Source organism: Rhodanobacter sp. UC4448_H15, from assembly GCF_052978265.1.
Genome location: NZ_CM129665.1, coordinates 706,396 through 720,332 on the forward strand (window position 1 = coordinate 706,396; position 13,937 = coordinate 720,332).

The following is a 13,937-nucleotide window of genomic DNA, read 5'->3' on the forward strand; positions in this document are numbered from 1 at the left end:
CGGCGGTGACGTGAATCGCAGCCTGCGACGCCCTGCTTCGGGCATCATCGACGGATCGGGGTGCGCTCTTCGGCACGGATCGCGGATCAGTCGGGTGAGTGAGGCATGAGTACAAACATCAGCGGTCGTCTGCTGACCGAGGCACCGCGCGTGCTGGTGGTCGACGGGTCGCGCGTGGTGCGCAAGTTGATCGGGCGCGTGCTGAACGAGGAGCTGCCGGGCGTGGAGGTGGTCGGTTGCGACACCGGCGCCGAGGCGCAGCAGGTGCTCGGCGAGGGCGCCTTCGACTTCGTCACCATCGCGCTGCGCCTGCCGGACATGGACGGGCTGGAACTGGCGAAGTTCGTGCGCGAATCCGGCGCGCAGGCCTACGTGCCGATCGTGGTGGTGTCCGGCGACGTGGACGCGCGCCTGCACCGCCGCTCGCTGGGCGAGCACGTCACCGACTATTTCGACAAGGCGCTGGGTTTCCAGGCACTGGCCGAATTCATCCGCGGCTACGTCAGCCCGCAGGTCAGCGCCGAGGGCAGCGTGTTGTACGTGGAAGACAGCCGGGTGGTGGCGCTGGCCACCCGCCGCATGCTGGAGAAGATCGGCTTGACCGTGCGCCACGTGGTCAGCGTGGAGGATGCGATCGCCCTGCTGGAAACCGACCGCGCGCTGGGCTGGATCGGCGCCGACGTGGTGCTGACCGATGTCAGCCTGAAGGGCGAGCTGACCGGCGGCGACTTGCTCGAACACATCCGCACCGTGTTCGGCTACGGCAAGGGCCGCCTGCCGGTGCTGGTGATGACCGGCGACGAGAACCCGGCCAACCAGACCGCGCTGATCCGCGCCGGCGCCAACGACCTGGTCGAGAAACCGGTCGAGGAAAAATTGCTGATCACCAAGTTGCTGTTCCAGCTGCGCGTGGCGCGCCACCTGCGCGAGCGCGAGCGGGCCGACAAGGACGCATGAGCGGGCATCCGGTCAGGCTGGAGCCGTCCTGGAAGGCGCGCATCGGCGATTACCTGCAGCGGCCGGACATGCAGGCGCTGGCTGCCTTCCTGCGCGAGGAGAAAGAGGCCGGCAAGCGCATCTATCCGCCCGGGCCGGAGATCTTCGCCGCGTTCGCGCACACCCCGTTCGACGCCGTGCGCGTGGTGATCCTGGGCCAGGACCCGTACCACGGCCCCGGCCAGGCGCACGGCTTGTGTTTCTCGGTGCGCCCCGGCGTGCGGGTGCCGCCGTCGCTGGAAAACATCTTCAAGGAAATCCAGCGCGATCTCGGCATTGCGCGCCCTGACCACGGCTGCCTCACGCCGTGGGCCGACCGCGGCGTGTTGCTGCTCAACAGCGTGCTGACGGTGGAAGAGGGCCGCGCCGGCGCGCACGCCAATCGCGGCTGGGAAGGCTTCACCGATGCGGCAATCGACGCCTTGAACCGCGAGCGCGAAGGGATCGTGTTCCTGCTGTGGGGCAGCTACGCCCAGCGCAAGGGGCAGCTGATCGACGCCCGCAGGCATTGCGTGCTGAAGAGCGTGCATCCGTCGCCGCTGTCGGCGCATCGTGGCTTCCTCGGCTGCGGCCATTTCTCCGCAGCCAACCGCTATCTGGAAAGCCGCGGTCAAGCACCCATCGACTGGTCGCTGCCGCCGCGGGCTTCGTTTCCCGCCGGTTGAGATGCAGACGGTCGGTGCTGTCGACCGACCAGCACGGCTCGCACGTGGGCTTTCGCGCGACAGACGGCGTCACCCAATGGATAACCCCGGGCGACGTTGGCCGCGATGCCGGCCGCGAGCATGCAACCGGTGCCGTGCAGGCGGCGGGCAGCCACCCACGGCGCGGCGAAGCGCTGCGTGCCTTCGCCGGTAACCAGCAGATCGACCGCTTCCGGCAGCGCGGCATGGCCGCCCTTCATCAGCACCGCGTGCGGCCCGAGGGCGAGCAGGGCGCGGCCCTGCGCCGCCATGTCCGACTCGCTGCCGGCGCAGGACGTGCCCAGCAGCGTGGCGGCTTCGGCCAGGTTCGGCGTGAGGCAGTCGACCTGCGGAAGCAGGCGCGCGCGCAGCAGCTCCAGCGCTTCGGCATCGAGCAGCCGGGTGCCCGAACTGGCGTGCAGCACCGGATCGAGCACCACGAACGACGAGCGCCGGTATTGCAGGTGCTCGGCCGCGACCGCGACGATCTCCGCGTTCGCCAGCATGCCGAGCTTGACGGCACGGATATCCATCGCCTCGAACACGGACTCCAGTTGCGCCCGCACCATCGCGGCGGACATCACCTGGATGGCGCGGATGCCGTTGGCGTTCTGTGCGGTGACTGCGGTCACCACGGTGGCGCCGTCGACGCCGAAGGCGGCGAAGGTCTTCAGGTCGGCCTGGATGCCGGCGCCGCCGCAGGAGTCGGAGCCGGCGATCGAGAGCACGCTGACCGGCGGCGGCATGCGTCTGCGCGTCATGATGGCAGGCCGGCAAGAGTCACCAGTGCCAGCTGCCGGTAGCCGCGGGATTGCAGCTGCCGCGCGGCACGCCATGCGCGCAGACCGCTCTGGCAGCACAGCACCACCCGGCGGTCGGTGGGCGGGTGTTCGGCAGTGAACGCGGCGAGGCGTTCCGGAGTGAAGCGCAAGGCGTTCGCCAACGGCGAGGTCGGCGCTTCGTCAAGACCGCGCAGATCGATCACGACGTCGCGGGGCGTGACCTCGTCGACGTCGATGAAGCGCAGCACCTCGCCTGCGGGTTCGCCGGCGTGGTGGAAGTCGAAGCCGCCGAACGCCAGTCGGCCGGCGTCGAAACTCGTCAGTCGACCCAGCGGCGACGGCTCGATGCCCAGCAGCCACTGCAGCACGAATTGCGCCTGCAGGCTGCCAAGCAGGCCGACGACGCTGCCGAGCACGCCGGCGCTGCTGCAACTGGGCGCGCGTGCGGGCATCTCGGAAAATACCGCGCGGTAGCTGGGCGCGCCGGCACAGAAGCCGCCGACGTAGCCGGCCAGGCCGACCGCCGACGCGCTGATCAGCGGCGTGTGCTGTTGCAGGCAGGCGTCGCTCAAGACGTAAGTGGCGGCGAGGCTGTCCGCGGCATCGACGACGATGTCGGCCGTGGCGACCAGCGCCGCTGCGTTGCCTGGTGTCAGCCGCTGCGGCCGTGCTTCCACGGCGATGGTCGGATTCAGGCGCAGCAGGGCCGCGTGCGCCGCTTCCACCTTGCGAGCGCCGATGTCGGCCATCGTGTAGAGCGGTTGCCGGTGCAGGTTGCTCTCTTCGACGCGGTCAGGGTCGACGACGATCAGCCGGCCGATGCCGGCGGCGGCCAGGTAGTGCAACACGGGACAGCCGAGACCGCCGGCGCCGATCACCAGCACCCGCGCGGCCGCGAGTCGGGCCTGGCCGGTCGGGCCGACGTCGGGCAGGGCGATCTGGCGCGCGTAGCGATCGGTCATGCGCGCGCACCGGCGAAATCGACCCAGTCCGTGACGCGGAGAGTCGGGTCCGGATGCCGGGTCACGTCGCTGACCATGGCGACGCTGTCCGCGCCGGCATCGAAACAGCCGGCGGCGCGTTCCAGCGTGATGCCGCCGATCGCCACCAGTGGCCGCGCGCCGATCCGCCGCTTCCACTCGCCAATGCGCGGCAAACCCTGCGGCGCCCACGGCATCGCCTTGAGCGTGGTCGGATAGATCGGGCCCAGCGCGACGTAGTCCGGGGCGAGAGCCAGCGCCCGCTCCAGCTCGGCGTGATCGTGCGTGCTGATGCCGAGCTTCACGCCGCGCGCGCGGATCGCCGGCAGGTCCGCCGCGAGCAGATCCTGCTGGCCGAGGTGGATGAAGTCGGCGCCTTCGTCCAGCGCGATCTGCCAATGGTCGTTGACCACCAGTTGCACGTGTCGCGCGCGGCAGATCGCCAGCGCCGCGCGCACTTCACGACGGATCAGCTCCGGCGGCCGTTCCTTGATGCGCAACTGCAGCAGCCGGACGCCGAGCGGGGCGAGTCGGCCGACCCAGTCGGCGCTGTCCACGATCGGGTAGAACGCGGGGAACGCGTTCATGCCAGCCACGCCGTGCCCGCGACCGGCGTCGAGGGCACGGCGAGATCGCGCGGCTCCATCGGCTGCGCCTCGAAGCCGGCGCGACCCGCCTCGACCGCCCGGGCGAACGCCCCGGCCATCGCCACCGGATCGCCGGCCAGAGCCACCGCGGTGTTCAGCAGCACGCCGTCGACGCCCAGTTCCATCGCCTGCACCGCGTGGGACGGGCGGCCGATGCCGGCGTCCACGATCAGCGGCACGTCCGGGAAATGCGCGCGCAATGCACGCAGGCCGAACCCATTGTTGAGGCCGCGGCCGCTGCCGATCGGCGCACCCCACGGCATCAGCACGCGGCAGCCGGCCTGCAGCAGGCGATCAGCCACCACCAGGTCTTCGGTGGTGTACGGAAACACCTCGAAGCCGTCGGCGGCCAGTTCGGCCGCGGCCTCGACCAGGCCGAACACGTCGGGCTGCAGCGTGTCGGCATCGCCGATCACTTCCAGCTTGATCCATGCGGTGTGGAAGATGTCGCGCGCCATCTTCGCGGTGGTCACCGCCTCCTTCGCCGAGTGGCAGCCGGCGGTGTTCGGCAGCACGCGCACGCCGAGGCCGCGGATCAGCGACCAGAAGTCCTGGCCGCTGCGCTGCGTGCCGGCTTCGCGACGCAGCGACACGGTGACCACCTCGGTACCCGAGGCGCGCACCGCGTCGGCGAGGATCGCCGGCGAGGGGTAGCGTGCGCTGCCCAGCAACAGGCGCGATGCCAGTTCGACGTCGTAGAGCTTCATCGCTCAGCCGCCCTGCATCGGGGCGAGGATTTCCAGCGCATCGCCATCGGCAAGAAGCAACTCTTCGCGTGCGCCTGCCGGCACGAACACGCCGTTCACGGCGGTGGCGACGGCGGCCTGCCGATAGCCGAGCACTTCGAGCGCCTGTGCCAGGCGGGCCACCTGCAGGTCGTGGCTGACGCCATTCACGCGGATGTGCATGCGGGGGTTTCCGTGGTGTGGGGGAAAATCAGCCGTGCGGCCTGTTGCGCCATGGCGGGCGCCAGCAGGAAGCCATGGCGGTAGAGTCCGTTGAGGTACACGGTGCGGCCGCGCCTGAGCACGCGCGGCAGGTTGTCGGGGAAGGCCGGGCGCACGCCCACGCCCAGTTCCAGGATCTCGGCCTCGGCGAACGCCGGGTGCAGCGCATAGGCGGTGTTGAGCACGTCCATCGCCGAACGCACCGTCATCGGATCATGGCTGCTGCTTTCCAGCAGCGTGCCGCCAAGCATGAATACGCCGTCGCCGCGCGGCACCACATACAACCCGAAACGCGGATGCAACAGGCGCACCGGGCGCGACAACTGGATGTCAGGCGAGCGCACGACGATCATTTCGCCGCGCACGCCGCGCAGATCTTCCAGCGTGTCGCGCGCCGCAAGGCCGCGGCAATCGACTATCCGGTCCGCATCGATGCGCGCGGCATCGGCGTCCACGCCGTAGCGGATCGTCACGCCCGCGGCGGTCAGTTGCGCGGCCAGTGCGGGCAGCGCACGACGCGGATCGAGGTGGGCTTCGTCGGGGAAGAACAGACCCTGGCGGAAACGCCCGGCCAGCTCCGGTTCCAGCGCGCCGATGCGCTCGGCATCGATCGGTTCGAAGCGTTCGGTACGCCGGCCGAACAAGGCCAGCTCGCCGGCGTCGCGGGTGGCCGTGACGACCAACGTGCCGCGCTGCACGGTCCCGTCGAAATGGCGCTGCCACCACGCGACGGCGGGCGCGCCCAGCGTCGCCACCTGCGGTTCGGCGGTGGCCTGCTCGCACCACGGCGCCAGCATGCCGCCGGCGACCCACGCGCAAGCCTCGGCGTGGTCTGGCGCGCGCTCGATGATCTCCACCCGGGCGCCGCGCCCGGCCAGCTCCACCGCCGTGACCAGGCCGGCGACGCCCGCACCGAGAATGCCGATGCGCATGGCCCCTACTCCCCGGTCGGCACGTAGAGCGTGGCGCCGCGTTCGACGAACTCGCGCGACTTGCCGTCCATGCCGGCGCGCAGCGCGGTCTCCTCCATCGCGCGCACCTCGCGGCGCAGGTCCTGGGTGATCTGCATCGAGCAGAATTTCGGCCCGCACATCGAGCAGAAATGCGCGGTCTTGTGCGCCTCCTTCGGCAGGGTGGCGTCGTGGTAGGCGCGCGCCGTGTCGGGATCGAGCGACAGGTTGAACTGGTCCTCCCAGCGGAATTCGAAGCGCGCGCGCGACAGCGCGTCGTCGCGGCGCTGCGCGGCCGGGTGGCCCTTGGCGAGGTCGGCGGCGTGCGCCGCGATCTTGTAGGTGATGACGCCGGTCTTGACGTCGTCGCGATTCGGCAGGCCGAGATGTTCCTTCGGCGTGACGTAGCAGAGCATGGCGGTGCCGAACCAGCCGATCATCGCCGCGCCGATGCCCGAGGTGATGTGGTCGTAGCCCGGTGCGATGTCGGTGGTCAGCGGGCCCAGCGTGTAGAACGGCGCCTCGGCGCAGTGCTCCAACTGCTTGTCCATGTTGAGCTTGATCTTGTGCATCGGCACATGGCCGGGCCCTTCGATCATCACCTGGCAGCCGTGCGCCCACGCGATCTTCGTCAGCTCGCCCAGGGTTTCGAGTTCGGCGAACTGGGCCGCGTCGTTGGCGTCGGCGATCGAGCCGGGGCGCAGGCCGTCGCCCAGCGAGAAGGCGACGTCGTAGCGGCGCATGATCTGGCAGATCTCGGCGAAGTGCTCGTACAGGAAACTCTCGCGGTGGTGGCTGAGGCACCAGCGCGCCATGATCGAGCCGCCGCGCGAGACGATGCCGGTGACCCGCCGTGCGGTCAGCGGCACGTGGTGCAGGCGCACGCCGGCGTGGATGGTGAAATAGTCCACGCCCTGCTCGGCCTGCTCGATCAGGGTGTCGCGGAAGACCTCCCAGTTCAGCCGGGCCGGATCGCCGCCGACTTTTTCCAGCGCCTGGTAGATCGGCACGGTGCCGATCGGCACCGGCGAGTTGCGGATGATCCACGAGCGGATGTTGTGGATGTTGCGGCCGGTGGACAGATCCATGAGGGTGTCCGCGCCCCAGCGGATCGCCCACACCAGTTTCTCGACCTCCTCGGCCACGCCGGAAGACACCGCCGAATTGCCGATGTTCGCGTTGACCTTCACCAGGAAATTGCGCCCGATCACCATCGGCTCCAGCTCGCCGTGGTTGATGTTGGCCGGGATGATGGCGCGCCCCGACGCGATTTCGCTGCGCACGAATTCGGGCGTGACAAAGGCGGGCAGGGCTGCGCCGAACGCCTCGCCATCGGCCAGCCGGGCGGCGGCATCTTCATGCATCTGCGCGCGCCCCAGGTTCTCGCGCTGGGCGGCGTAGATCATTTCCTCGGTGATGATGCCGGCGCGGGCGAATTCCAGCTGGGTCACCGGCTGGCCGGCTTTGCCCATGCGCAGCGTACGTTGCGCGGGACACGGCGCCACCAGCCGTTCCGCGCCGACCCCACCGTTGTCCTCCGGGCGGGCGGCGCGTCCTTCGATGGCCGGAAAGCCGCGCGCCTCGATCCACGCGTCGCGCACCGGCGGCAGGCCCGCGGCGAGATCGATCCGTGCGTCGTCGTCGGTGTAGGGTCCGGACGGATCGTAGACGTGCAGCGCCGGCGTCAGCGGGTCCTTCAGCGCGATCTCGCGCATCGGCACGCGCAGCGACGGATGCCCGGGCGGGCTGACGTAGACCTTGCGCGAGCCGCGGATCGGGCCGGTGGTAACCGTCGAGGGTGCGGTGGCAGCGGCGGGATGGTTCATGGATCTCCTCCTTGGATGGAGATCCGGGGCGTGACGCTGCAACGGCGCACGGACGCGCCGATTGGGGCCGCCCGTGGTGATTCCCGTTCCTACGCCGGCATGACCCGGATCAGGTTCAAGGGTCAGCTCGCGCTATCTCAGCCCCTTGCGGGGCACCCCTCGGAATGCGGCGGAGGATGGCGGCGCGGGTTGGTGGCTGTCAAGCCGGCACGGCTGGATCGCGGACACGGCGCGGAGGGTTTGTGCGGCGGCTGACACGGTGCCATGACACGTTTTGAACGGCGTGCCGGGCAAGCTGGTCTTTACTCCCGGGACGGCTGGACAGTCGTCGCAAATATATGTACCATGCAGTTCATTAAAAGCCCGGAACCAAAGGCCGGGCTTAGCACTCCAATCACCCGAGTGCTAAACTTCGACGTCTTGCAGGAGGTTCCACCCATGTCCCAAGCCCTGGTGACCGCCAACTTCCCCTTGCCCAGCGTGGTTGGCAGCCTGGATGCCTACATTTCCGCAGTGCATCGCATCCCGGTGCTCAGCGTGGAAGAGGAACAGGCGTTGTCGCGTGATTATCTGCAGCAGGACAACTTGGACGCGGCCAAGAAGCTGGTGATGTCGCACCTGCGTTTCGTGGTGCACGTGGCGCGCGGCTACTCCGGCTACGGCCTGCAGCTTGCCGACCTGATCCAGGAAGGCAACATCGGCCTGATGAAGGCGGTCAAGCGTTTCGACCCGGACATGGGCGTGCGCCTGGTCAGCTTCGCGGTGCACTGGATTCGCGCCGAGATGCACGAGTTCATCCTGAAGAACTGGCGCATCGTGAAGGTCGCCACCACCAAGGCGCAGCGCAAGCTGTTCTTCAACCTGCGCAAGAGCAAGAAGCGCCTGGGCTGGATGAACGCCGCCGAGGTGAGCACGGTGGCGAAGGATCTCGGCGTGCCCGAGGCGACCGTGCGCGAGATGGAGTCGCGGCTGTCCGGTCGGGACGTGGGTTTCGAGGCGCCGGTGGATGCCGACGACGACGCCAAGCCGGCACCCGCCGCGTTCCTGATCGACCACGGCGCCGACCCATACGAGAACGTGGCCGACGAAGACCAGGCCGACAGCCAGTTGCAGACGCTGACCGATGCGCTGGGCCACTTGGACGCCCGCTCGCGCGACATCATCCAGCGTCGCTGGCTGGACGACGAGAACAAGGCCACGCTGCAGGATCTGGCCGACGAGTACGGCGTCTCGGCCGAGCGCATCCGCCAGGTCGAAGCCAACGCGATGAAGAAGATGCGCGCGTTGTTCGCGATGTAATGTCCCTCACAAGAGCCCGCACATCCATGTGCGGACTTCCGGAACGAGCGGCGATGTTGGCCTTGCTGCGCGGAGTTCCTGCAACGGCATCGACGGCCCGGGAAACCGGGCCGTTTTGCATGGGCTCATTCGTCGTGCGGCGGCGCCGTGCCGCTGACGATGCGGGCCTGGCGCTGGTGCGTCCAGTAGGCCCAGGCCCAGTCCAGCATCACCGCCAGGCGGTTGCGGAAGCCGATCAGAAAATAGATGTGCACCAGCAGCCAGACGATCCACGCCGGCAGCCCGGACATCTGCAGCTTGCCGAACTGCGCCACCGCCGCCATGCGGCCGATGGTGGCCAGCGAGCCGGCGTCGCGGTAGCGGAATGGCGGCCGCGGGCGGTCATCGCCGCGCAGTCGCCGCGCGATCGTGGCGGCCACGTACTTGCCCATCTGCTTGGCCGCCGGCGCCACGCCGGGGACCGGCGAGCCATCCGGCCGGAGCACGCTGGCGAGATCGCCGACGACGAACACCCCGGCGTGGCCGGGCACGCCGAGATCCTCGTCGACGCGCACGCGGCCAGCCTTGTCCAGCGGCACCCCGAGCATGGCGCCCACCGTCGAGGCAGCCACGCCCGCGGCCCACAGCACGGTGCGCGCGGGCAGGCGGCGCTCGCCGAGCTTCACGCCTGCGGCGTCGATCATCGTCACCGGCACACCGGTATGCACTTCCACGCCCAGGCGTTCGAGTTGGCGGCGTGCCTTGTCCGACAGCACCGGGTCGTAGCCGGCCAGCAGCCGCGGCCCGGCTTCCACCAGCCGCACGCTGGCATTGCGCGAATCGAAGTGGCGGAACTCCCCGCGCAGCGTATGCCGCGCCAGCTCGCCCAGCGTGCCGGCCAGTTCCACGCCGGTGGAACCGCCGCCGACCACGACGAAATTCAGCCACGCCTGGCGCCGCTCCGGATCGTCTTCGCGCTCGGCCTGTTCGAATGCGAGCAACACCCGGCGCCGAATCGACTGCGCGTCGTCGAGCGTCTTCAGCGCCGGCGCGAACGGCGCCCATTCGTCGTGGCCGAAGTAGGCGTGGGTGGCGCCGGTGGCGATCACCAGCCAGTCGTAGTCGAGCCAGCGCGAGCCGCAGCCCACCCGACGGGCGGCCAGGTCGACCGCGGTCACCTCTTCCATCAGCACGGTGAGGTTGCGTTGCCGCCGCAGGATGTGCCGCAGCGGTGCGGCGATCGAGGTGGCGGAAAGGCTGGCGGTGGCCACCTGGTAAAGCAGGGGCTGGAACAGATGGTGGTTGCGGCGATCGATGAGCGTGATCTGCGCGTCTGCGCCTGCCAGCCGTCGCGCCGCGCTCAACCCGCCGAAGCCTCCGCCGAGAATCAGGATGCGGGGCTTGCCCGCATCGGCAACACGTGGATCGCTCATTGCTGCAGCATGCGCGCCGTGCCGTGCACGCCGCGTCGACCGCGCAGGCGCCGGCTCACGGCTGCCGCGTCGCCGGCATGCGCAGCGCCATGCCCTTGAGCACGTTCAGCGCCTGCGCCAGCGCGTAATCGCTGGTGGCCAGCCTGGCGTCGGCGGCGCTGCCGTCGTCGTCGATGTCGGTTGCAGTGGCTGCCTTCTCGTTGGCGAGGTGGTTGGGCAGATCCGCCTCGGAGCTGATCAGCACCGGCGGGTGGTCGGCCTGGCTCACCGCGAGGTCGGCCAGCGCGATGTCCGGCTTGATTCCCTCGGCCTGGATGGACGTGCCGTTGGGCGTGTAGTAGCGCGCCGTGGTGATCTTCACCGCATGGTCGGCATCCAGCGGCAGCACGGTCTGCACCACGCCCTTGCCGAAGCTGCGCTGGCCCATGGTCAGCGCGCGGTGATTGTCTTTCAGTGCGCCGGAGACGATCTCGGCGGCCGAGGCGGTGCCGTGGTTGGTCAGCACGATCATCGGCGCGCCGTCCAGCAGGTCGCCGGGGTGGGCGCTGAAGCTCATGTTGGCGTCGGGCAGCCGCCCGCGCGTGGTCACGATGACGCCGCTGTCGAGGAAGTCGTCGCCGACGGCCACCGCCGCGGTGAGCAGGCCGCCGGGGTTGTTGCGCAGGTCCAGCACGGCGCCCTTCTGCGGGCCGTTCCTGGTGACCAGCTCGCCCAGTTTCTTCTGCAGGTCGGCGGCGGTGTCATCCTGGAACTGGCTGATGCGGATGTAGGCGTAGCCGGGTTCCAGTTCGCGCACCTTGACGCTGCTGACCGAGATCAGTTCGCGCACCAGCGGCATGTCGACCAGCTTGTCGCTGCCCTCGTGCATGATGGTGAGGGTGATCTTGCTGCCCGGCTTGCCGCGCAGCCGCTGGAACATCTCGTTGACGTTCTGCGGGTCCACCAGCTTGCCGTCGATCTTGACGATGTTGTCGCCCGGCTTGATGCCGGCGCGCGCGGCGGGCGTGTCGTCGATCGGCGAGACGATCCTGAGCCCGCCATCCACCTGCAACACCTCGATGCCCAGGCCGCTGTACTGGCCGGAGGTGTCCTCGCTGAGCTGCTGCAGGCCCTCCTTGTCGAGGTACTCGCTGTGCGGGTCGAGCCCGGCCAGCATGCCGGTGATGGCCGCCTTCATCAGGGTCTTGTTGTCGACCTTCTCGACGTAGGCCTGGCGCACCATCTGGTAGACGCGACTGAAATTGCGGATGTCCTGCAAGTCCACCGGGTCGGCCGCGGCGGTGCTGCCGGCGCGGGCCGGTTCGCTCGCGCTGGCCGCGCTGGCGGGCGTGGTCTGCGCCTGACCGGCGCCGACGGCCAGCAGCGACAGGAAGGCCATGCAGGTGGCCGCTCTACGGTGGGAACAAGGCATGCAGTTGACTCCGCTCGACGGAAAGACGGCGCGCCGCAGCGCCGCCGAAGTATGGCAGGAGGTGGGACCGCCGGATCGCGCAACAATTCACCACGCCGTGCGGCGGTGCCTCAGCCGTGCTTGCGCAGCCAGCTGGCCGGGTCCACCGGCTGGCCATTCTTGCGCAGCTCGAAATACACGCCGGTGTTGACGCCGGTGACCGCGCTGGCGGTACCGATCGCCTCGCCGGCCTCGACCTCGTCGCCAACGCCGTGCAGCAGGCTTTCGTTGTTGCCGTACATGCTCATCCAGCCGTTGCCGTGGTTGAGGATGAGCAGCATGCCGTAACCGCGCAGGAAGCCGGCGTAGATCACCCGCCCGCGCGCCACCGCGTGCACCTCGCTGCCGGCGGCGGCCTTGATCAGCACGCCGTTGCCGAACGGGTTGACCGCACCGCTGGCCGGCCACGGCAGCTTGCCGCGGATGTCGGCCGAGCGCGACGGCGGCGGCTGGCCGCGTTGCGGCGCGGCGGCCTCGTCGATGGCCTTCTGCAATTTGTCGAGCAGCTGGTTGAGCGATTGCGCGTTCTGTTTCATCGCGGCCAGGCGCTGCGCCTGGTCCTTGTACTTCGCGTCGGTTTCCGCGGCCAGCTTCTGCCGCGCCGCGCGTTGCCGCGCCAGCTGCTGCGCCTGCTGTTGGCGCTGGGCCTTCGTCGCCTGCAGCGTCTGCTGCTGGGCCGCGATCGAGCTTTCCAGTTCCTGCAGGCGGGCCAGGTCGCCCATCAGTTTCTCCACGCGCTGCACGCGATCGCGCTGGAAGTACTGCGAGTAGACCAGCGCGCGGGCGATCCGGGCCACGTCCTCGTCGCCGAGCAGCAGGCGCAGGTCCGAGCCGTGGCCCAGGGTGTAGGTGGCGCGCAGCAGGTCGGCGATCGCGGCGCGCTGGTGCTGCAGTTCGCCTTGCAGCGTGTCGCGCTGCTGTTGCAGCTCGTCGAGCTGCTTCTGTCCCGCCGCCAGCGCGGCATCGGTCTCGCGCACGGCCCTGGCCGCGGCGGCCAGCGCATTGGCCTGCTTCGCCAATTCCGCGTTCATGCTGTCGCGCCTGGCCGCGGTGTCGGCCTGCTCGGCGGCCAGCGCCTCCATCTTGCGGCGCAGGTCGGCCAGCTTCTGCCTGGCGGCGGCCTGTTCGGCGCGGCTCCCGTGCTGGCCGGCCGGCGCGGCGGGTGCGGCGTACGTCACGCCGAGGCAGGCAACGATGAGCAGCGCGCCGAGCACGCGGCGGATCGAACGGGATGGATTGCGCATCGGTCGATTATCACCGAGCCCGCGGCGCGGGGCGAGCGTGCCGGCGACGGTGCTATGTTGGCGCGACATCTGCGGCGCCACGGTGCGGCGCCGACGAAACGTCGAGAGAGGGTGTGGGTGCATGTGCGTGATCGCGTTTGCCTGGCAAGTCCATCCACGCTGGCGCCTGTTGCTGGCCGGCAACCGCGACGAGTTCCATGCGCGGCCCAGCGCCGCGCTGGCGCGTTGGGACGACGTGCCGATCCTCGCCGGGCGCGATCTGCAGGCCGGCGGCAGCTGGCTCGGCGTATCCGATGCGGGGCGTTGCGCGGTGGTGACCAACGTGCGTGATCCGCGCGACCCGCAGCTCGGCGCCTCGCGCGGCCTGCTGATCCGCGACTACCTGACGGGCGCCGAGGATGCCGCCGCGCATGCGGAGCAGCTGCTGCGCGTGGCTGCGGACTATCGCTTGAGTTAAGCGGCGGCGAAGCCGTCCGCCTTGAACGAGTGGTTAGGCGCGTACGCTATGGCGAGCACGGGAGCCCAGAGTAAAAAATACATAGCCAGAACATGCAATTGCTATAAGCGCGACAGCCGGTGGAATTAGAAAATATTCGCTAAGTAGGAATACTAGGCGGTAGTCCAAGATTGCCAAAGTCACCCAAGCCAAGATAAAAGCGAGGCTACTGTACAAAAGGAACGGTCTGCCACCGATACACCCGGCAGCAAACGCCAACGGAGC

13 protein-coding genes, 1 pseudogene and 1 riboswitch are annotated in these 13,937 nt (G+C 69.3%); of the genes and pseudogenes, 4 read left to right on the forward strand and 10 right to left on the reverse strand.

The features are described from left to right. Positions 1-105 precede the first annotated feature (105 nt). The gene (locus ACVCMI_RS02995) at positions 106-957 is read left to right on the forward strand and encodes a response regulator (RefSeq protein ID WP_395121039.1); all 852 of its coding nucleotides are present in this window, start codon (positions 106-108) and stop codon (positions 955-957) included. Beyond that, positions 954-1,661, forward strand: coding sequence for a uracil-DNA glycosylase (ung, locus tag ACVCMI_RS03000; protein ID WP_395121040.1), 708 nt, complete (start codon positions 954-956; stop codon positions 1,659-1,661). The genes ACVCMI_RS02995 and ung overlap by 4 nt, the downstream gene beginning before the upstream one ends. On the opposite strand, the gene thiD is transcribed toward ung, so the two are convergent. Genes thiD through thiC form a run of 7 tightly spaced genes read right to left on the reverse strand, consistent with a single transcriptional unit; the run spans position 1,607 to position 7,811 of the window. Continuing rightward, on the reverse strand, positions 1,607-2,440 hold the full coding sequence (thiD, locus tag ACVCMI_RS03005; protein ID WP_447097493.1) for a bifunctional hydroxymethylpyrimidine kinase/phosphomethylpyrimidine kinase: 834 nt from the start codon (positions 2,438-2,440) through the stop codon (positions 1,607-1,609). The genes ung and thiD overlap by 55 nt on opposite strands. Further along, complete coding sequence (locus ACVCMI_RS03010) at positions 2,437-3,423, reverse strand: ThiF family adenylyltransferase (RefSeq protein WP_447097492.1); 987 nt, start codon at positions 3,421-3,423, stop codon at positions 2,437-2,439. Before ACVCMI_RS03010 ends, thiD begins: the two co-directional genes overlap by 4 nt. Continuing rightward, positions 3,420-4,028, reverse strand: a complete 609-nt coding sequence (locus ACVCMI_RS03015) for a thiamine phosphate synthase (protein ID WP_447097491.1) — start codon at positions 4,026-4,028, stop codon at positions 3,420-3,422. Before ACVCMI_RS03015 ends, ACVCMI_RS03010 begins: the two co-directional genes overlap by 4 nt. Then, positions 4,025-4,795 (reverse strand): thiazole synthase, encoded by a 771-nt coding sequence (locus tag ACVCMI_RS03020; RefSeq protein WP_395121044.1) that lies wholly within the window; start codon positions 4,793-4,795, stop codon positions 4,025-4,027. The genes ACVCMI_RS03015 and ACVCMI_RS03020 overlap by 4 nt, the downstream gene beginning before the upstream one ends. Before the next feature lie 3 nt (positions 4,796-4,798). Next, positions 4,799-4,996 (reverse strand): sulfur carrier protein ThiS, encoded by a 198-nt coding sequence (gene thiS, locus ACVCMI_RS03025; protein WP_447097490.1) that lies wholly within the window; start codon positions 4,994-4,996, stop codon positions 4,799-4,801. Continuing rightward, positions 4,981-5,967, reverse strand: coding sequence for an FAD-dependent oxidoreductase (locus ACVCMI_RS03030; RefSeq protein ID WP_447097489.1), 987 nt, complete (start codon positions 5,965-5,967; stop codon positions 4,981-4,983). Before ACVCMI_RS03030 ends, thiS begins: the two co-directional genes overlap by 16 nt. A 5-nt stretch (positions 5,968-5,972) precedes the next feature. Next, positions 5,973-7,811, reverse strand: a complete 1,839-nt coding sequence (gene thiC, locus ACVCMI_RS03035; protein WP_447097488.1) for a phosphomethylpyrimidine synthase ThiC — start codon at positions 7,809-7,811, stop codon at positions 5,973-5,975. Between the two features lie 69 nt (positions 7,812-7,880). Next, a riboswitch (TPP riboswitch) is annotated at positions 7,881-7,981 on the reverse strand. A 268-nt stretch (positions 7,982-8,249) separates the two neighbouring features. On the opposite strand from thiC, the gene rpoH reads away from it, so the two are divergent. After that, a complete protein-coding gene (rpoH, locus tag ACVCMI_RS03040; protein WP_447097487.1) occupies positions 8,250-9,110 on the forward strand; it encodes an RNA polymerase sigma factor RpoH in 861 nt (286 codons plus the stop codon). A gap of 125 nt (positions 9,111-9,235) precedes the next feature. On the opposite strand, the gene ACVCMI_RS03045 is transcribed toward rpoH, so the two are convergent. From ACVCMI_RS03045 to ACVCMI_RS03055, 3 genes are all read right to left on the reverse strand, one after another. Then, on the reverse strand, positions 9,236-10,522 hold the full coding sequence (locus ACVCMI_RS03045; protein WP_447097486.1) for an NAD(P)/FAD-dependent oxidoreductase: 1,287 nt from the start codon (positions 10,520-10,522) through the stop codon (positions 9,236-9,238). 55 nt (positions 10,523-10,577) lie between these two features. Then, positions 10,578-11,933 carry a S41 family peptidase gene (locus tag ACVCMI_RS03050; protein WP_447097485.1) on the reverse strand — a complete coding sequence of 452 codons (1,356 nt, stop codon included), beginning with the start codon at positions 11,931-11,933 and terminating at the stop codon, positions 10,578-10,580. Between the two features lie 110 nt (positions 11,934-12,043). Then, the gene (locus tag ACVCMI_RS03055; RefSeq protein ID WP_447097484.1) at positions 12,044-13,216 is read right to left on the reverse strand and encodes a murein hydrolase activator EnvC family protein; all 1,173 of its coding nucleotides are present in this window, start codon (positions 13,214-13,216) and stop codon (positions 12,044-12,046) included. Between the two features lie 121 nt (positions 13,217-13,337). On the opposite strand from ACVCMI_RS03055, the pseudogene ACVCMI_RS03060 reads away from it, so the two are divergent. Next, positions 13,338-13,661, forward strand: a pseudogene (locus ACVCMI_RS03060) (NRDE family protein); the annotation flags it as partial. Positions 13,662-13,937 lie beyond the last annotated feature (276 nt).

Coding starts and splice junctions, on each gene's coding strand:
- ACVCMI_RS02995 (WP_395121039.1), top strand. CDS start 106: ATGAGTACAAACATCAGCGGTCGTCTGCTGACCGAGGCACCGCGCGTG.
- ung (WP_395121040.1), top strand. CDS start 954: ATGAGCGGGCATCCGGTCAGGCTGGAGCCGTCCTGGAAGGCGCGCATC.
- thiD (WP_447097493.1), bottom strand. CDS start 2,440: ATGACGCGCAGACGCATGCCGCCGCCGGTCAGCGTGCTCTCGATCGCC.
- ACVCMI_RS03010 (WP_447097492.1), bottom strand. CDS start 3,423: ATGACCGATCGCTACGCGCGCCAGATCGCCCTGCCCGACGTCGGCCCG.
- ACVCMI_RS03015 (WP_447097491.1), bottom strand. CDS start 4,028: ATGAACGCGTTCCCCGCGTTCTACCCGATCGTGGACAGCGCCGACTGG.
- ACVCMI_RS03020 (WP_395121044.1), bottom strand. CDS start 4,795: ATGAAGCTCTACGACGTCGAACTGGCATCGCGCCTGTTGCTGGGCAGC.
- thiS (WP_447097490.1), bottom strand. CDS start 4,996: ATGCACATCCGCGTGAATGGCGTCAGCCACGACCTGCAGGTGGCCCGC.
- ACVCMI_RS03030 (WP_447097489.1), bottom strand. CDS start 5,967: ATGCGCATCGGCATTCTCGGTGCGGGCGTCGCCGGCCTGGTCACGGCG.
- thiC (WP_447097488.1), bottom strand. CDS start 7,811: ATGAACCATCCCGCCGCTGCCACCGCACCCTCGACGGTTACCACCGGC.
- rpoH (WP_447097487.1), top strand. CDS start 8,250: ATGTCCCAAGCCCTGGTGACCGCCAACTTCCCCTTGCCCAGCGTGGTT.
- ACVCMI_RS03045 (WP_447097486.1), bottom strand. CDS start 10,522: ATGAGCGATCCACGTGTTGCCGATGCGGGCAAGCCCCGCATCCTGATT.
- ACVCMI_RS03050 (WP_447097485.1), bottom strand. CDS start 11,933: ATGCCTTGTTCCCACCGTAGAGCGGCCACCTGCATGGCCTTCCTGTCG.
- ACVCMI_RS03055 (WP_447097484.1), bottom strand. CDS start 13,216: ATGCGCAATCCATCCCGTTCGATCCGCCGCGTGCTCGGCGCGCTGCTC.